This window comes from Pseudomonas sp. NFIX10 (assembly GCF_900111955.1).
Taxonomy (GTDB): Bacteria; Pseudomonadota; Gammaproteobacteria; order Pseudomonadales; family Pseudomonadaceae; genus Aquipseudomonas; species Aquipseudomonas fluorescens_AA.
The window spans coordinates 1-17301 of the sequence record NZ_FOKH01000041.1; the positions used below are offsets into that span (position 1 = coordinate 1).

Sequence of the window (17301 nt, forward strand, 5' to 3'; positions counted from 1 at the left end):
CGCTTTCTGATTGGACAGAGCTAACTGCTCTTCAAGCTCTTTGATACGTTGCTCTGGCGTTAATGGTCGGTTTTTGTCGGGCATAGACCCCATCCTCGGCGAGCCAATGTATGTGCCTGGGCTCCAATCCTGTCGACCGTGCTTGCGTAACCACGTCAGAACGGTCGTTTTGCCTTGAATCCCGTAGCGCTCCTGAGCCTCTTTATAACTCAGCTCGCCTTTTTCGACCTGATCAACAACCGATAATTTAAAGGTCAGCGTGTAGTCGCGCTGACTACGCCTTTTTGCTGATTTCATTACGCCCTCCTGAAAACGGATCAGAAGGTGTAAACCTTATTCAGGACGGGACAGGTGCGTGAAAAAAAGATCAACGCCCTTTTTGCTTGGCGTATTGCACTTGCCCGAGATAAGTCGCTGTTGAAATCAAGTCGAGGAATGGCAGTACCGCGTCCAGATAGATGATATCGAGAGTATCGAACAGCTGATGGGAGACTTCATGGATGAAGGTCGCGGGCTTCTTTGATCGGCAGTGGGGAAGGATTGACAGTGCGCGCCTGAAACAGTGTTTAATCACCGGCGGGTCCTTCACGCTGTTGCTACCTCCAACAATCATTCCGGAGCTTCAGATGTCTGCACCATCCGATCATGCCGCTTCTTGCACCCTGTCCTTCGATGCTCTGGTGAGCTTGCTGGAGAAGATTTTCCTGCGTCATGGCACGTCGACCGAAGTCGCCCGGTGCTTGGCTGAAAACTGCGCCGGGGCCGAACGCGATGGTGCCCATAGCCATGGGGTGTTCCGCATCCCCGGTTATGTCTCGACGCTGAACAGCGGCTGGGTCAACGGCAAGGCCGTGCCGGTGGTCGAAGACGTGGCGTCAGGGTTCGTCGCGGTGGATGCCGGTAATGGCTTTGCCCAGCCAGCGCTGGCTGCCGCGCGGCCATTGCTGGTGGAAAAGGCCCGCAGCGCCGGTATCGCCGTCCTGGCTATTCGCAACTCCCATCACTTCGCGGCGCTCTGGCCGGATGTCGAGCCGTTTGCCTACGAAGGCCTGGTGGCGTTGAGCGTGGTCAACAGCATGACGTGTGTGGTGCCCCATGGCGCGGATCGTCCACTGTTCGGCACCAATCCCATTGCCTTCGCCGCGCCACGGGCCGACGGCGAGCCGATTGTCTTCGATCTGGCCACCAGCGCCATCGCCCACGGTGACGTACAGATTGCGGCACGCAAGGGGGAGTTGTTGCCGCCGGGCATGGGCGTGGACAGCCTCGGCCAACCGACCCGCGACCCCAAGGCGATTCTCGAAGGCGGAGCGCTGCTGCCGTTTGGTGGGCATAAGGGCTCGGCGTTGTCGATGATGGTCGAGCTGCTGGCGGCGGCCCTGACCGGGGGTAACTTCTCATTCGAATTCGACTGGAACAATCATCCGGGCGCCAAGACGCCGTGGACTGGCCAGTTGTTGATCGTGATCGACCCCAGCAAGTCCGCCGGGCAAGACTTCGCCGAACGCAGCCGGGAACTGGTCAGGCAGATGCATGGCGTCGGGCTGCGGCGGTTGCCGGGAGACCGTCGACACCGCGAGCGCAGCAAGGCCAATGAGCAGGGGATTATCCTGGATGAGCAGGCTTTGGCGCAGTTGCGGGAACTGGCGGGCATTTGAACCACCGGCTTTTATCAAGGCCTCGCCCCCGTGCCTCGCCGTGACACGTTGCGCCAAGCCTTCTACTATGAGGGCTTCTTTTCTCTGGAATCGCCTGGATGAGTAAGCCCGGCCAAACGGTGCTGGTTGCGCTGCGCAAGATGATCGCCTCGGGTGAGCTGGCCGCTGGCGAGCGCTTGATGGAAATTCCCACCGCTGAGTTGTTCGGCGTGTCGCGCATGCCGGTGCGCATGGCGTTCCGCACCCTGGAGCAGGAAGGGCTGCTGGTGCGCTTTGGCGGGCGAGGTTTTCAGGTGCGTTCGGTCAGTGCCGAGCAAATCGCCGGGGCTGTGGAGGTACGTGGCGTGCTGGAGGGCCTGGCGGCACGGCAGACGGCCGAGCATGGTTTGTCTGAAGAAGCGCGCGCGATACTCGAGCAATGCCTGGTGCAGGGGGATGAACTGTTCGCCAAAGGTTATGTGACCGAGGATGACCTGGAGGTCTATCACGACCTCAACATGCGCTTTCATCAGGTGATCGTCGAAGGCAGCCACAACCCGGCGATTGCCGACGCCCTGGCTCGCAACGATCATCTGCCTTTCGCTTCAGTCACCGCCTTGGCGGTGGATCGCCAGAACATGGCCGGCGAGTTTCGCCGCTTCAACTATGCCCACATGCAACACCATTCGGTGTTCGACGCTCTGATCAATCGCCAGAGCGGCCGTGCCGAGGCGATCATGCGTGAGCATGCCAATGCGACCCTGCGTTACGCCGAAGTGTTCGGCTCGACGCTGGCTGACGAGCGGATGACGGTGATTTTGCGTTCGGAGTAACTCGCCCGGTCGCAGGTAACGTCAGAATTTCCTCTTGCCCAGATCCCTTGTGGGAGCGAGCTTGCTCGCGATAGCGGTGTGTCAGTCGCCATCCATGCCGCAGAGGCGGCGCCATCGTGAGCAGGCTCGCTCCCACAGTATTCGGCGTTAGAGATCCAGCACCAGCACCGGGGTTTTCGACCTGGAGCAGCACGGTGTGAACTGGTCGTTGCAGGCCTGTTCAGCCTCGGTCAGGAACATGTCCCGATGCTCCGGCACGCCTTCCAGCACGCGGGTCAGGCAAGTGCCGCACACGCCTTGTTCGCAGGAGATCGGGATCTCGATGCCATGGCTCTCCAGCACCTGTACCACGCTGCGGTCCGCCGGCACCTCGAACACCTGGCCAGTGCGGGCGAGCTTGACTGAAAAGCTGCCGTCGGCACGGGTGTCGGTAGGGGCGGCGGCGAAGTATTCGCGGTGCAGGCGGTCTTCCTGCCAACCCTGGCCCTTGGCGGTGTCGAGGATGTGCTGCATGAAACCACCGGGCCCACACACGTAGAGGTGCAGGTCGTTATCGGGTGCGGCCAGCACCCTGGCGGCGTCCAGCAGGGTTTCTGGTTCTTCATCGAAATGCAGAAACACCCGGTCAGCGTACGGGGCCTGGCGCAGGCGCTCGACAAAGGCAGCACGGTCTCGGGAGCGGGCGCAGTAATGCAGCTCGAACGCTGCACCGCTCTGGGCCAGGTGCTCGGCCATGCACAGGATCGGCGTAATACCGATGCCTCCGGCAAACAGCAGGCTGCGCCGGGCATGGGGAGCAAGGGAGAACAGGTTGCGTGGTTCGCTGATGTGCAAGCGCATGCCTGGCTGGATCCGCTCATGCAGGCTGAGCGAACCACCGCGGGACGCCGGGTCCTTGAGCACGCCGATGAGGTAGCGATGCCGTTCCTCGGGATGATTGCACAGCGAGTACTGGCGAATCAGCCCGTCGGGCAAGTGCACATCGATATGGGCGCCGGCGGTGAAGGCCGGCAACGGCTCGCCGTCGACGCGGGTCAGCTCGTAGCTGCAGATATCGAGGGCTTCGCGGTGTCGCGCCGTGACCTGGACTTCGATCATGGCCGTTGCTCCGCCAGCTGTGGCTGCTGGCTGCTGGCGATCAAGCCGGCTTGAGGCTCGCGCTCCCGTGCGATCCAGCGCTCCAGCACCCGCCGGGACTGTACGCCGCCCGCATCGATGTTGAGCTTGAGCAAGTTGCGCTGCGGGTGGTCCAGCAGGTTGCGCTGCTGGCGTTCGAGCATTTCCAGGTCCTCGCTGAAAATCTTGCCTTGGCCTTCGCGAATGGACGCGGTGAGTGCTTCATCCTGCGGCTGGAAGTGCCGGGCCATGCCCCAGAAATACCAGATCGAGGTCTCGGTTTCCGGTGTGATGAAATCCACCACGATGCTCGACGCCTTGAATTGTGGCGCGGCGTGATAACCGCCTTTGCCGGCATGGGCCACGCCCACTTCGATCAGCACATGGCTGGGCGGGGTGAAGCGGCAGATCTGCCAGCGGTCCACCGGTACGTCGTCGGCCAGGTTGTTGCCGCGCAGGGCCATGCGCCAGAAGGGCGGAGCCATGATGTTTTCCATATGGCGGGCGGTGACCACTTCATCGCCTTCGACGGTAGTCACTGGCGGCGCCTCGTCGATTTCCTTCTGGCCGATGCTCGAGGCATGGACGTAGGTTTCGTGGGTCAGGTCCATCAGGTTGTCGATCATCAGACGATAGTCGCACTGGATATGGAACAGGCCGCCACCGTAGGCCCATTCATCGCTTTCAGCCCATTCCAGATGATGGATCAGTGCCGGGTCGGCCAGCGCCTGGTCACCGGGCCAGACCCAGATGAAGCCATACCGTTCCCGCACCGCAAAGGTCTTGTTGCAGGGGAATCCCCGTACCCGTTGCCCCGGCATCTCGACGGTCTTGCCATCACCGCCCATCACCAAGCCGTGATAGCCGCACACCAGGTTGCCGTTTTCGACGTAGCCCAGGGACAGCGGGGCGCCGCGATGGGGGCAGAAGTCTTCCACGGCCGTGACCTTACCTTCATGCCCCCGGTAAAAAACCATCTTTTCACCGCAAATCTGCCGGCCCAGGGGTTTGTCGGCGATTTCATCGGGGGTGCAGGCAACGTACCAGGCGTTTTTGGGGTACATGACGGATCTCCAGGCGGATGTTGTTCTTGTCTGTGGATCCATTAACTCCCTTAACTAATTTAATTGTCAACGGTTTTACGGGATAAATGGATGATTGGCTTGTTTAGTGGATCCATTGGTGGGTCGATGGACGATCGCAGGTCGCTGGCACCCGGGGCTTCATTGAACGGCCGCGGGTGCGCTATTGTTCGCAGAACGAAGTATTCCTGGACCTGCCGGGCGGGTGTCTGATTGTCTTGCGGGGTTGCTGCTACACAACACGGAGTGATTCATGAAGACCAAAGCGGTACTGACTGAGCAGGACGTCGCGCAATTGCTGGTGGCGGCCAAGGAACTGGCGCACCAGCGCCAATGGGCCGTTTCGGTCTGCGTGGTGGACGACGGTGGCCATCCCCTCGGGCTGTTGCGCCTGGACGATGCCTCGCCGTTATCGGCCTATATCGCTACCGAAAAAGCCCGCACGGCCGCCATGGGCCGGCGCGACAGCAAGGTTTTCGAAGACATGATCAATGGGGGTCGCTACGCGTTTCTCAGCGCTCCGCACCTGCAGGGCATGCTTGAAGGCGGGGTGACCATCCACCACGAGGGCCAGTGCGTCGGCGCTATCGGGGTGTCCGGGGTCAAGGCCGAGCAGGATGCGGAATTGGCGCGGCTGGCGGTGGAGGCGGTGCTGCCAGCGATCACCCCGGATGCCTGAGACGGCCATAAACCTGTGGGAAGGGGAATTTTCTTGTGAGCACCACAAGAAACTGTGGGAGCGAGCTTGCTCGCGATAGCGGTAGGTCAGTCGATCCGTGTGTGTACAGACTGAACGCCTTCGCGAGCAAGCCCGCTCCTCACAGGGTTTGCACAAATCTTCCAGACACACCTCTCATCAGCAGTTAATCTGCCAAGAGCACATTCGTTAAAACGGGACAGGCATGACGGCGCGCAACTGGATCGATCTCAAGCAGGACGCCACGTCCGGTATCGAGACCGTGCGTGCGCATTTCGAGGGGCATGCCTATGATCCCCATTGGCATGACACCTACCTGGTGGGCGTGACCGAGCAGGGTGTGCAGCAGTTCCATTGCCGCCGCCAGCAGCACAACAGCACGCCGGGCAAGGTGTTCCTGCTCGAGCCCGGCGAGTTGCATGACGGCAACGCGCCCCACGACCACGGCTTTACCTACCGCACGTTGTACCTGGAACCGCAATGGCTGGAGCGTGAGTTGCGTTCCTTGTTCGACGGGGCGCCGGACAACGCCCAATTGGGATTCGCCGCCACCCTGACCGACGATGCGCGGCTGGCGAGTGCCACGGCCTTGGCCTTCCAGAGCCTGCATGAGCAGGAAATCCGCATCGTGCGCCAGACGGCCCTCGATACCTTGTTGGCCAACCTGACCCAACACCTGCACTGGCGGGCGCGGATCAACCCGGATCCGCGGTTGCCATTGGTGGCGCAGCAGGCCCGGGATTATCTGCACAGCCACCTGAGCGACGACATCGGTCTGGACGACCTGGCGCGAGTCACCGGTGTGGATCGTTTTCGCCTGAGCCGTGCATTCAAGGCTGCTTTCGGCCTGGCCCCCCATGCCTATCTGATCCAATTGCGCCTGTCCCGCGCCCGGCGTTTGCTGGCCTCTGGCGAGAGCGCCGGGACGGTGGCGGCCATGCTCGGTTTTGCCGACCAGAGCCACTTGGGGCGCTGGTTCCAGCGTGCCTATCGCCTGAGCCCGGCGGACTACCGCAAGCGCTGCTCAATTGTTCCAGACTGAGCGGGCCTTCGTGGGGATGATCGAGTGACGATCATTCACCGAGAAGTTGCTCCATGGACCAGTTGCTGCCGTTTGCCTTGTTCGCCTTTGTCGCCTCCATCACCCCGGGCCCGACCAATATTCTGGTGCTGAGCCATAGCTCGCGCTTTGGCTTGGCCACCACCTTGCCGATCATTCTGGGGGCCTGCGCCGCGGCGGCTTTGCTGGTGTTGCTGGTGGGCACCGGATTGGGCGACGTGCTGGCGCGCCACGCCACGCTGCAGACCGTGCTTTCATGGGCCGGCATTGCCTGGTTGAGCTGGATGGCCTGGCAGATTTTCAGCGCCCCGGCCCAGGCCATTGACCCGGACCGGCCGGTTGAGGGCCCGCGACTGGGCCTGGCGGGGGCCGCCGGGTTGCAATTGGTGAACCCCAAGACCTGGATGATGGCGCTGGCGGTGGTCAGCGTGTTTGCCGGCGCCGAGGCCGACCGGACGATCCGGGTCCTTTGGTTGTCCCTGGCATTTTTCGCGATCTCCATTCCCTGCATGACCGTCTGGGCCTACCTGGGCCTGGGGGCCGCCAGGTTCTGTCGCTCAGCCGTGGCGATGGGACGCTTCAATCGCAGCATGGCGGTGTTGTTGCTGGCGTCGGCGTGGTTGACGCTGGTGGTGTAGCCGTTTGCCAGGCCCCGCGCCGCGCAACCCCTTGCAACGGTTGGACAGTTTCAAAAGACAGCCATTTCTTGGAGCATCGGGTTCGTGCAGGTCAAGCGTACGTCACCTGTCGAATACCCAATCGCCCCCAAGGATGGAGGTCCACCATGTCTACCCTCGATACCCATGTCGAGTTTATCCAGGCCAGGCTGCCCGCCTGGCTGAAACGAGCCCCACGGCCCCAGCAGGAGCGCTTCAGGGTGCTCACCCGACAACTGCAGCGCGACAGCGATGCCCTCAACGCATTGCTCAAGGACCTGCCCACGCCCTATGCCTTTACCCTCGATCTACTCAAGGTGCAGCCGCAGGTGCAAGGCTGGAGCCAGGTCAACGGCCGCGGCGATGTCGCGGATGCGCTACGTCGGGCAAGGGTCCGGCGCAGCTCGTTCATCACGGATCCCTCGCTATCGGTCGTCGAGGCGGCCATGCGCAACTATCCTCCCGACGATGCAGTCACCGGCAGCGTGTTCGATCGAAAAGGCGAGCTTTTCATCAAGGGCAAGCCCGGGGAGTTCTATCGTTGGGGCGCCCCGACGGACACCACGCCGCTGCCCATGACTCCGGCCAGTTTTGCCCGCCTGTGTCGCAGTGTGGATGTGGGCGGGGCTTATCGGCGCTCGCTCGAATGGCGGCTGCCGCGTATCGGCCATCAGGTGCCCATCGTCGCCACGGCCTACATGGCCTATGCACGCAGCCAGCTCGCCTATGACGCCTACGAGGCGAAGCTGGATGGACGTCTGGACCACACCGGTGAGCGCTTGTTGGCCCACGTCGGCGTCCAGTTGGAAGATCGGCCCGTGGCGCCGCTGGCCTGCGAGGTCAAGGCCCTGGCGTTGCTGTCCGCGCCGTTGTTCGGCGCCCGGGTGTACTGGGGGCTGGCAGGGGATGCCAAGGGTGTTCGCCCGATCGTGTTGCACATGCCCCATGACGCAGTGGCACCGCTCAAGCAGTTTCCCAGCTTGCAGGCACTGTCGGCCGAGCTGACCGAACGAGTCCGCAAACGCAGTTACCGCCAGACCCTGTTGCGTTATCTGCCGCTGCGTCTACAGGCCAGCCTGGGGTCGGCCCTGCACGATCAGGTGGAGTGGAAGGTCACGGACAACCCCAATCTCTTCCAGGAAATACATGCCCGCATCACTGGTTGGCGCGAGGGCGAGCGAGGCGAGGACGGCAACCCTCGACGCATTCGGATCCCCACGCCCAAGGTGGCCTGGGGCCTGGATGACCTGCGCGAGGATCCCTGGCACGCCACCTACCATGAATGGCGTGGTCATACCTTGGCCAATGCCTCGGCATTGATGGTCCCGACCCGGGATCAGGACTGGCGGGCGCTGCTGGCTCGCCTCGAATACTGGGAAAGCCTGGTCGAGCGTTCGCTGATGGTTGCCGCGACCTTTTTCCCGTTCTGCGCGCCGGTGGGCATGGTTGCCGCCGCGGTGGGCGGGGTGCGTCTGGTGTACGAAATCTTCGAAGGGATCCAGGCGTTCAATGAAGGTCACGCGCAAGAAGGTATCGAGCATATCTTCAACGCGTTGTTCGGGGTTGCCCAGGGCGCTTACCTGGGCTTCATTGGCGCAGCCATCGAGCCCATGCCCGTGGCTGACGGCACCACCCGGTTGTGGAATGGCGACATGCGCCCCTTTGAAGCACAGCGCTTGCCTCCCGTTGACGCCGAGCAGGACGCCTGGGGTGTCTGGCGCACGGCGGACGAGGCTTGGGTGCGAATCGAGGATCGTTACTTCGAAGTGCAAGGTACGCAGGACAACATGAATCTGCGCCTGCCTCCCGGGCATAGAGGCGTTGCACCGCCGCTGGAATGGAACCGAACGCGAGGCTGGCAGTGGGCGCACCGCAACCCCTTGCAGCGAAGTGGCCTGGAGCTGTTGCGAACCTTCCCCGAGACGCCCGTCGAACTCGACGACCCTACGATCCTGGCCGTGCAACGCCAGGTCGGTATCGGCGAAGCGCATCTGCGCTACCTGCAAGTGGAGGCGCGGCCGATGCCGGCCATATTGGCCGACGCCCTGGACGAGGCACGGAACTGGCAATGGGTGCGGCACACCATCGAACGCCTGCGCCGTGGCGAAGCACCGCAAGGAACGCATTTTCGCATTGTCCAGACCCTCGTGGAGTTGCCGGGCTGGCCGGAAGACATGACCTTGCGCTACCACGATGGCATCAATCTGTACCCGGTAGGCGATACGGCCGACACCCGCTCCATCCTCCTGACCAAAACCGACCTGGCCCATGACGCCTGGGCCGCTCGCATCCTGGAAGGCCTGAGCAGCGACGAGCAAACCGTACTGCTGGGGCAAAGCAGTATCGGTTTGCAACCGCTGGAGCGAAGTCGCCTGTTGGCCGGCCGTTGGGCCGCACGCCTGGAGCGTGACGCCAAGCGGGTGACGATGGCCATGGGCAGGTCCACTCGGCTCGATCCGCTGGCAGTGCCCTTGGTCCAGGCATTCCCGAGCTTGCCTGAATCCATCGCCAACGAGCTCGTTCGCGACGTGACAGGCAAAGACCGGCTGCGCTTGCTCGAGGGGCGGGTGGCCGGGCAGCTCGGCAGGCAGGCGGCCGAAGCGTTGCGTGAGCTGCGCTTGAGTCGTGCGCTGCGCGCCCTGGAACGTGGCGAAAGCAGCGTTGATCGGGATCGCGTCATCATGGGCCTGCTGGCGGATATGCCCAGGCTCCGCGGGCGTCTGCACCTGCGGCTGTGGTTGCGCGAGCTGACGGATCCGGTCGAGTTGGGGGACGCCGGACCGCTGAAAGTCATCCGCCAGGAAGGCGAACTGTATCGCCCCTTCGACGAAACCGGTGAAGAACTGGCGAACGCCGTGGCCCTGGAGGCTGCGCTGCTAAGGGCCATGCCGGACGAAGCTCGCAGCGCCCTGGGCCTGAACATCTGGGAGGCGGAGCGGCTGCGCAGCCAACTGCTGACACGGGCCCTGGAAGACCGGCAAGCCCTGCGTCCGTACTTGGCGATGCGTCGCCTGGGCAGCCTCGGGTCTCGTCCGCAATGGCTGAACGGACACCTGGTTTACCCGCTCAGTGGCCGTGGCCGGCTGCCGTTGCAGGAGTGGCAAGGCAGCTTGCGTCAGCGCCTGGAGCGGCTCTATCCCGCCCACGCGGGCAATGCACTGGAACGGCTGCAGCTTGGCCTGACCGAAGAGGCCGGGCTCGAGGGCATCAGCCTCAACGATGTGATCACCCGCCTGGAGCACGAATGGACCACCTTGGACGAGGGGCTGCGCCAATGGGGCGACCAGGAAGGCTTTCACCATCCCGCCGAACAGGTTCTGGACCGTGAGGCGCTGGTCGCGCAGCGCCAGGTCATTGCGAGGGAAATCCGCCGGGCCTGGCAGCGCTCGCCGGACCCGGGCAGGGAGGGCGCAGAGTTGGTATTGCGGATAGAAAACCTCAACGTCGGCCGGCTGCCCCCCATCCCGGTTCGTTTCGAGCACATCGAATCACTGGTGCTGGCCAACCTGGAGCTGGTCGAAGATCCTTCAGACTTCCTACGCATGTTCCCCGGCATCGAATCGCTGAACCTGCGGGGCAATCACCTCACGACCGTCCCCGTAGCGGTAGGTGAGTTGCGGGCGCTGGTGGATCTGTCATTGGCTCGCAACCCGTTGCACTTGAACGCGGATGTGTTTGCCCCTCTGCTGGGCGATGATCCTTCGATCCCGTTGTGGACCCTGGACGTGTCCGGGATCAGCAGTGGCGCGGCTTCGGGCACCAACGCCGAGGTGCTTGCCGCCATTGGCAGCCTGGCTTCGCTACCGTCCCTGCGTGAAGTCATCTGGACCGACAACCTGGATTTCACGCCCGAGCAGTTGCAGGCCCTGACGGCCACATTGCCCGACCTGCGGGCGCTGAACCTGGCGCGCTGTGGCCTGCGGCTGGACGAGGAGGGCAGCACCTTCTTGCGCAGCGCCACCGCTTTGCAGGAATTGCGCCTGAGTGGAAACAACTGCCGGGACCTGCCGGAACTCCCCGAGCTTGCAAACCTGATGACGCTGGAGCTGGGCAGGACCGGCCTGGATCGGGTGCCCTCGTTGGCATTGGCGGTGCTGGCCAGGCATTCCGATGTGTTCATCTCCGATACGTTCGTCGTCGATCTCAGCGGCAACCGTATCACCTCTATCCAGGATGACCTGCTTCCTGCGCTCAACCGTTTGCCGAGCCTTGACACACTTGGGGTCTGGCTTGACGACAATCCCTTGCCCAGCGCCCAGATCAATGCCCTGCGCAATGTGTTTCCCGAGGCGTTTCACTACACCGTCGACGAGTGGCTCTATATTTCTGCCTCGCTCCAAAGGGCACTGGAGGTCGCCCGTGACGATCCCGGGATGCGGGGTTTCATCGATTGGTTTTCTGGCCGCGTCCGCGAAGCCGACGAGGATTCCCCAGCCGGGCTGGCGTTCGGCGTTCGCCAGAGGGCCGGGGCGGTTCTGCAGCACTTTATCGGCTATGGAAACGTCTATGGCCGCCTGCCTACCTTGATTGGCGATTTCGATGTGCAACTTCGCCAACTGCGCACACGTTTGCAAATCCGCAGCCAGGACAGGGAGCAGCCAGACATCGGCGAGCTGGAGCTGCACTTCACGATGTTCGAGTCGGTGATGCGTGCACGACTGGCCCGGAACGGGGCGCCGTTTGCGAGTTTCCTGGCGGAACACCTCTCCCTTTGGGACTTCGCGCTGATGGACCGCTTTATCGATCCGGTGCAACGCCAGGCGCAAATGAGCCGGGAGGCGTTCATCGATTGGCTCAGCGACGCCCAGGATACCTTCGACAGCAACGATCAAACCCCACGTACCGGCGAGATGACCTGGCGACCTTACCTGGGGTTGATGTCCCGCGACTGGCCCGAAGGACTGGCGATCTGGGAGACGGTCGATGACGACCTGGTGAATGCCTTCAGCGAGCCCATCGATCCGTCCCGCTGGCCCCAGGTCATGCTGGACAACCTGGTTTCGCCGGACCCCGGATTACCCAGCCCCTTGGAGCCGGTCACCGAAGGCGAGCGGATCGTCTGGCGTCGCGCGGGGCTCGAAGCCGTCGCCGATGTGGATTGGAGGGGCGGCCAGCCGGTGACGCTCAACGAGGATCAGTTGCGCCGTACCATGGCCGTCTACCGCTCGGTCAAGAGCCGGGAGGTCGAGGCCCTGGTGCGGCGGGTGACCAGGAGCCTGGTTACCGCATGGTGGCCGGTGCTACCACTTTGAAGACCAGCGCCTTCAGGCCACATTGAAGGTCGGCCTCGGGAAACTCCGGTGGGTTGGCCAGCCGCTGCTCGAACCTCAGGCCGGGGGCTTCGCGGGTGACGCCGTCGATGAGGAAGTCCGGGCCGGTGGCCGGGTCATTGCTGCAGGCCAGGACCGTGCCGTCGGCCGTCAGCAGTTCCGGCAGGCGGCGCAGGACCCGCTGATAGTCCTTGGTCAGCAGGAAGCTGCCTTTCTGGAAGGTCGGCGGGTCGATGATCACCAGGTCGTACGGCCCGCTATTGATTACCTTGCCCCAGGATTTGAACAGGTCATGGCCGAGGAAACTCACCTGGCCCAGGTCATGGCCGTTCAGGCGATGATTGTCACGGCCTCGGCTCAGGGCCGCCCGCGACATGTCCAGGTTGACCACATGCCGCGCACCGCCGGCGATGGCCGCCACCGAGAAGCCGCAGGTGTAGGCGAACAGGTTCAGTACCCGCTTGCCATTGGCGTTGGCCCGCACCCAGTCGCGACCGTAGCGCATGTCGAGGAACAGGCCGTTGTTCTGTTTCTTGCCGAGGTCGATCCGATAGCGCAGGCCACCTTCGGTCAGGGTCCATTCGTCGATGGGGTCGCCCACCAGCCACTGGGTGCGGCTCTGGGGCAGGTAGCGGTGTTGCACGGCGAGGGTATGGGCGCCGCTGTTTTTCCAGGCGGGCGAGGCGGCGAGAGCGAGCAGCATGGCCATCAGGTCATCCAACTGCGCCGCCTCCGGTTCCTTGAACAACGACACCAGCACAATCCCTTGCAGCCAGTCGACGGTGATCTGCTCCAACCCCGGCCAGCAACGGCCGCGACCATGGAACAAACGGCGGGTTTCTTCCGGCGGGGACGCCAGGGCTGTCAGCAAATGGGTCTGCAGGTCATGTAGAACTTGAGGGGTCATCAGGCAAGGCCAGCGATTCGAAAGGCCGGCATTTTAACCTGTGGTGAGGCCGCTTGCTCCCGCTCAGTTACGCAGCGACGGCCTGTTCAGCCGCCGCTGGTGGCCAGAATGCTCGCCACCTGTTGCGGCTGGCAGTTGAGATAGGCCGAACGCTTGAGCCAGCCCGGGTCCGGGTACCAGGAAAACATGAATTGGCCGCCCTTGAGCTTGTCGATCACTTGCCGCGCCACTTGCGGGCGCACGGCCGGGCAACCCTGGCTGCGGCCGATACGCCCCTGGCGCACGCTCCACAGCGGATTCACGTAGTCGGCGGCATGGATCACGATGGCGCGATCACGGGCCTGGTCATTGAAGCCCGGCTCCAGGCCGTCCATGCGCAATGAATAGCCGTGGGTGCCCTGGTAGCTTTCCTGGGTACGGAACAGGCCCAGGCTCGACTGGTAGCTGCCCAGGCGATTGGAGAATTGCGTGGCGAAGTTTTCCCCGGATTTCTGCCCATGGGCCACCAGGTCGCGCAGCACCAGTTTTTTCTGGCGCAAGTCGAAGATCCACAGGCGCCGGGCCGTGGACGGTTGCGAGTAGTCGATCACCGCCAGGTGACGGGCCTGGCCGGCGCCATTGGCGACCGCGCATTGCATGGCGCTCAAGGCACTTTTGAGCGCCAGGGGATTGAGTTCCGGCGCGGCCTGGGCGAGGCTGTGGTAAAGCGTCTGCGACTTTGCCTTTTTTTCAGCCAGTGCCGGGCTGCAAATGATGCCCAGGCCCAGCATGACCAGGCAGAATCGGCGCAAAAAGCCCGATACAGGCGAAGGGGTTCCAACGTGGTGTTCGTTCGCGGCATCCCGTCCGATTTCGTTTGTCTGCATGATGGCGGGTCGTACCTGTCGCAAAATTCACCGTCAACGAGACGGCCATGGATTGGAGTAAAGCAGTTGTTCAAAAAGTCCGCATGTTACCTGAGCCTTTTATTGCTCACTGCGCCATTGGTCGCCACAGCCGAAGACAGCGATCCGGCACTGGTGCAGACCACCCTGGCGCAATTGGCGGTCGCGTGCCCGGACATCGCGGTGGGTGTCGACTTTCCGACATTGCTCGATTTGCAAGCGTTCTATCAGCAAAACGCAGGCCAGGAAGTCTGGTCGGACGACGAACGACGGGGGGCGCTGCAGGTCCAGTTGCAACAACTGGCCGATGACGGCCTCGATCCCGCGCGCTATGGCTTGCCGGGCGAGGGGGCGACCCAAGGCCCTCATTGTGCCGACATCGCCATCAGCCGGCGCTACCTGCAAGCCTTGCATGACCTGCGTTTCGGCTACCTGCCGCAAGACCGGCTGGAACCGGTGTGGAAGGCCAACCCACCGCCACAGGAGCACCCGGCCGTGGTGCTGGCCATCGCCGGGCTGGGCCTGCAGAACCTGGCCGACGCTTTTGAACAGGCACGGCCGAACCTGGACCTCTACCGCAACCTGCGCGGCCTCTATGCCCGGCTGCGGCAACAGCCTTTGGCCGAATGGCAAGCGGTGCCGGGCGGGCCGTTGCTGCAACCGGACAAACAGGACGCCCGCGTACCCGCCCTGGCCCAACGACTGTTCAACGAGGGTTACCTGAGTACGCCGCCGCAGGTGAGCGACGAACACTACAGCCCCATGCTGGTGGAGGCGATGAAGAGCTTCCAGGCCCAACATTCGTTGCAGGCCGATGGTGTGGTGGGGCCGTGGACCGTCACCGAGCTGAACATCAGCCCGGCCATGCGCCGCGAGCAGTTGCGCATCAACCTGGAGCGCATGCGCTGGCTGGCCCAGGACGTGGAGACCGACAGCGTTCTGGTCAACGTGGCGGCGGCGCAGTTGACGGTCTACCAGGGCGGCGCGCCGGTCTGGCAAACCCGCACCCAGGTGGGCCGTGCGCAACGGCAGACGCCGCTGCTCAAATCCCACGTCACCCGACTGACACTCAACCCGACCTGGACCATTCCGCCGACCATCATGCGCGAAGACAAACTGCCCGAGATCCGCCGCGATCCGGAGTTTCTCAGCCGCCACAACCTGCGGATTCTCGATAGCGACGGCCTGCCGTTGCTGGCGGAAGACATCGACTGGGAGCACCCGGGCAACCTCATGCTGCGTCAGGATCCAGGGCCGAACAACCCGTTGGGCAAAATGGCGATCCGTTTTCCCAATCCGTTTTCGGTGTACCTGCATGACACACCGAGCCAGGCGTTGTTCAGCAAAGGCCCACGAGCCTTCAGTTCAGGCTGCGTGCGGATCGAGCAAGTGATGCACCTGCGCGACCTGCTGGTAAGCCCGGCCGAACGCGCACGCACCGACACGTTGCTGGCCAGTGAGTCGACCCACGAGTTCAGGCTGGCCCGGCCCGTGCCGATCCTGCTGGGCTACTGGACGGCACAAGCGGACAGCCAGGGCCAGGCGGTGTACGTCCCGGATATCTACGGGCGTGACGCGACGCTGTCGGCCGCCCGTGGACGTACGCTCTGAGCTCAGGCGCATGCGGTCGCGGGCGCCTGGGTGGTTTCGTCGAGCGTTGCGAATAACCGCTGGCCGATAACGCCGGCGGCCTGCAAATGCTGTTGCGGATCGGCGGTTTCCGAGTCGAGCAAACGCTGGGAACTCACTACCCGGGCACCGCAGTAACCGAATATGCCCTGGTCGATCTGCGTGGTCATCGCCTCACCGTAGCCGTGGCGTTGGAAGCTGTCGGCATCGGCGCCACCGACTTCCACCAAATGGACCTGCAGGTGCTGCAGTTTCTGAATGAACGGCTTGTCGAGGCTGAAATCGAACGCCCAGCCGTTGGAAAACACCCGGTCGATCCAGCCCTTGAGCAGCGCCGGCATGGACCACCAATAAATCGGATAGACCAGCACCAACGCGTCGGCACGGTCGATTCTGGCTTGCTCGGCCAGCACATCCGCTGGCGGCAAGGCCTCGCGGTGGTGCACGGCGTGGTCGGCAAAGCTGAAGCGCGGATCGAAACCTTCGGCAGCCAGGTCGGCGATCTCGAACGTATCGGCAGGGTTGGCGCGGGTGATGCCCTCGGCGATTTTCCCGGCCAGGCTGTGGGTGAGGGAGCGCGGATCGTGGTGAGCCACAACGATGAGTGCATGCATGGCGAAACTCCTTCTGGTCACGAGGTCGTGATGACAGGTATGCTTAAGTTACGCTTAGTAAGTTACGATTGGTAAAGTTAGTATGTCAAGCACTGACGAACATTCGCAGGCTTCACCTCGTCGTCGTTTATCCCGGCACGACCGGCAGCGCCAATTGCTGGATGCCGCCTGGCGACTGGTGCGGGAGGAGGGCAGCGACGCCCTGACCCTGGCCCGGCTGGCGGACCAGGCGGGGGTGACCAAACCCATCGTCTACAACCACTTCATTACCCGGTCTGGGCTGCTGGCGGCGCTTTACCAGGATTTCGATGCCCGTCAGACCGCACGGATGGAGGCGGCCCTGGATGCCAGTGACGCCACCTTGCAAAGCCGGGCGGCGGTGATCGCTTCTTCCTACGTTGAATGTGTGTTGTTGCAAGGGCGAGAGATTCCAGGGGTGATTGCAGCGTTGACCAGCTCGCCGGAGCTGGAACGTATCAAGCGCGAATACGAGGGTATTTTTCTCGACAAGTGCCGCGCGGTGCTGGAGCCGTTCGCCGGCACGAAGGGCATCACCCAGGCCGGTTTGCGGGCGATGCTGGGAGCGGCGGAAGCACTGTCCAATGCGGCCGCCACTGGGGAAATCAGCGCTGATGAGGCGAAGTACGAGTTGTTGGCCAGTATCGTGGCGATGGTGGCCAGGACCGTCGACACCTCTCCAAGCTGATCCGCCGCTTCGCGAGCAGGTGCTTTCCCACAGTCGATCGCGTTCACCCGTGGAGCGAGCCTGTCACGGTAGCGGTAGTCCATACCGCAGGGTTTGGCAGGCCCTTCCAAAAAAACGAACCTCGAGCGTTCTGTCCGGTTCTTAAATTGTGTTCCGTGTCAAAGGGACAGCCGGCGGGGCTGCGGCCTTGCCCACCCAAATAATGCGATC

General features: G+C 63.1%; 13 protein-coding genes and 1 pseudogene. 8 read left to right on the plus strand and 6 right to left on the minus strand.

Annotation, left to right across the window (positions count from 1 at the left end):
- A pseudogene (locus BM321_RS26855) lies at window positions 1-297 on the minus strand (IS3 family transposase); the annotation flags it as partial.
- 329 nt (window positions 298-626) lie between these two features.
- Here BM321_RS26855 and BM321_RS26865 point away from each other — a divergent pair.
- Window positions 627-1658 carry an Ldh family oxidoreductase gene (locus BM321_RS26865; protein WP_092445892.1) on the plus strand — a complete coding sequence of 344 codons (1032 nt, stop codon included), beginning with the start codon at window positions 627-629 and terminating at the stop codon, window positions 1656-1658.
- Window positions 1659-1756: 98 nt separating this feature from the next.
- A complete protein-coding gene (locus BM321_RS26870) occupies window positions 1757-2470 on the plus strand; it encodes a GntR family transcriptional regulator (RefSeq protein WP_003202123.1) in 714 nt (237 codons plus the stop codon).
- Between the two features lie 147 nt (window positions 2471-2617).
- Here the strand turns inward: BM321_RS26870 and BM321_RS26875 are convergent, their stop codons facing one another.
- Window positions 2618-3568 (minus strand): PDR/VanB family oxidoreductase, encoded by a 951-nt coding sequence (locus BM321_RS26875; protein ID WP_092445894.1) that lies wholly within the window; start codon window positions 3566-3568, stop codon window positions 2618-2620.
- Window positions 3565-4650, minus strand: coding sequence for an aromatic ring-hydroxylating oxygenase subunit alpha (locus tag BM321_RS26880; RefSeq protein WP_092445896.1), 1086 nt, complete (start codon window positions 4648-4650; stop codon window positions 3565-3567). The genes BM321_RS26875 and BM321_RS26880 overlap by 4 nt, the downstream gene beginning before the upstream one ends.
- Before the next feature lie 271 nt (window positions 4651-4921).
- Between BM321_RS26880 and BM321_RS26885 the strand changes: the two genes are divergently transcribed.
- The 4 genes from BM321_RS26885 to BM321_RS26900 all read left to right on the plus strand — a co-directional run bounded on the left by BM321_RS26885 (window position 4922) and on the right by BM321_RS26900 (window position 12333).
- Window positions 4922-5347, plus strand: a complete 426-nt coding sequence (locus BM321_RS26885) for a GlcG/HbpS family heme-binding protein (protein ID WP_092445898.1) — start codon at window positions 4922-4924, stop codon at window positions 5345-5347.
- A 223-nt stretch (window positions 5348-5570) separates the two neighbouring features.
- Complete coding sequence (locus tag BM321_RS26890) at window positions 5571-6407, plus strand: AraC family transcriptional regulator (RefSeq protein WP_092445901.1); 837 nt, start codon at window positions 5571-5573, stop codon at window positions 6405-6407.
- Window positions 6408-6460: 53 nt separating this feature from the next.
- Complete coding sequence (locus BM321_RS26895; RefSeq protein ID WP_092445903.1) at window positions 6461-7063, plus strand: LysE family translocator; 603 nt, start codon at window positions 6461-6463, stop codon at window positions 7061-7063.
- Between the two features lie 146 nt (window positions 7064-7209).
- Window positions 7210-12333 (plus strand): dermonecrotic toxin domain-containing protein, encoded by a 5124-nt coding sequence (locus tag BM321_RS26900; RefSeq protein WP_092445905.1) that lies wholly within the window; start codon window positions 7210-7212, stop codon window positions 12331-12333.
- Here BM321_RS26900 and BM321_RS26905 read toward each other — a convergent pair.
- Both BM321_RS26905 and BM321_RS26910 read right to left on the minus strand, forming a co-directional pair.
- Window positions 12302-13258 (minus strand): class I SAM-dependent methyltransferase, encoded by a 957-nt coding sequence (locus tag BM321_RS26905; protein ID WP_092445907.1) that lies wholly within the window; start codon window positions 13256-13258, stop codon window positions 12302-12304. The two genes, BM321_RS26900 and BM321_RS26905, sit on opposite strands and share 32 nt — an antisense overlap.
- Before the next feature lie 86 nt (window positions 13259-13344).
- Window positions 13345-14028: a murein L,D-transpeptidase catalytic domain family protein gene (locus tag BM321_RS26910; protein WP_060743207.1), complete on the minus strand. Its 684-nt coding sequence runs from the start codon at window positions 14026-14028 to the stop codon at window positions 13345-13347.
- 162 nt (window positions 14029-14190) lie between these two features.
- Between BM321_RS26910 and BM321_RS26915 the strand changes: the two genes are divergently transcribed.
- Window positions 14191-15753 carry a L,D-transpeptidase family protein gene (locus tag BM321_RS26915; RefSeq protein WP_092445909.1) on the plus strand — a complete coding sequence of 521 codons (1563 nt, stop codon included), beginning with the start codon at window positions 14191-14193 and terminating at the stop codon, window positions 15751-15753.
- A 2-nt stretch (window positions 15754-15755) separates the two neighbouring features.
- On the opposite strand, the gene BM321_RS26920 is transcribed toward BM321_RS26915, so the two are convergent.
- The gene (locus tag BM321_RS26920) at window positions 15756-16385 is read right to left on the minus strand and encodes an NAD(P)H-dependent oxidoreductase (protein ID WP_092445911.1); all 630 of its coding nucleotides are present in this window, start codon (window positions 16383-16385) and stop codon (window positions 15756-15758) included.
- 82 nt (window positions 16386-16467) lie between these two features.
- On the opposite strand from BM321_RS26920, the gene BM321_RS26925 reads away from it, so the two are divergent.
- Window positions 16468-17091, plus strand: coding sequence for a TetR/AcrR family transcriptional regulator (locus tag BM321_RS26925; RefSeq protein ID WP_092445913.1), 624 nt, complete (start codon window positions 16468-16470; stop codon window positions 17089-17091).
- Window positions 17092-17301 lie beyond the last annotated feature (210 nt).

Coding starts and splice junctions, on each gene's coding strand:
- BM321_RS26885 (WP_092445898.1), top strand. CDS start 4,922: ATGAAGACCAAAGCGGTACTGACTGAGCAGGACGTCGCGCAATTGCTG.
- BM321_RS26865 (WP_092445892.1), top strand. CDS start 627: ATGTCTGCACCATCCGATCATGCCGCTTCTTGCACCCTGTCCTTCGAT.
- BM321_RS26880 (WP_092445896.1), bottom strand. CDS start 4,650: ATGTACCCCAAAAACGCCTGGTACGTTGCCTGCACCCCCGATGAAATC.
- BM321_RS26905 (WP_092445907.1), bottom strand. CDS start 13,258: ATGACCCCTCAAGTTCTACATGACCTGCAGACCCATTTGCTGACAGCC.
- BM321_RS26900 (WP_092445905.1), top strand. CDS start 7,210: ATGTCTACCCTCGATACCCATGTCGAGTTTATCCAGGCCAGGCTGCCC.
- BM321_RS26925 (WP_092445913.1), top strand. CDS start 16,468: ATGTCAAGCACTGACGAACATTCGCAGGCTTCACCTCGTCGTCGTTTA.
- BM321_RS26875 (WP_092445894.1), bottom strand. CDS start 3,568: ATGATCGAAGTCCAGGTCACGGCGCGACACCGCGAAGCCCTCGATATC.
- BM321_RS26910 (WP_060743207.1), bottom strand. CDS start 14,028: ATGCTGGGCCTGGGCATCATTTGCAGCCCGGCACTGGCTGAAAAAAAG.
- BM321_RS26870 (WP_003202123.1), top strand. CDS start 1,757: ATGAGTAAGCCCGGCCAAACGGTGCTGGTTGCGCTGCGCAAGATGATC.
- BM321_RS26895 (WP_092445903.1), top strand. CDS start 6,461: ATGGACCAGTTGCTGCCGTTTGCCTTGTTCGCCTTTGTCGCCTCCATC.
- BM321_RS26920 (WP_092445911.1), bottom strand. CDS start 16,385: ATGCATGCACTCATCGTTGTGGCTCACCACGATCCGCGCTCCCTCACC.
- BM321_RS26890 (WP_092445901.1), top strand. CDS start 5,571: ATGACGGCGCGCAACTGGATCGATCTCAAGCAGGACGCCACGTCCGGT.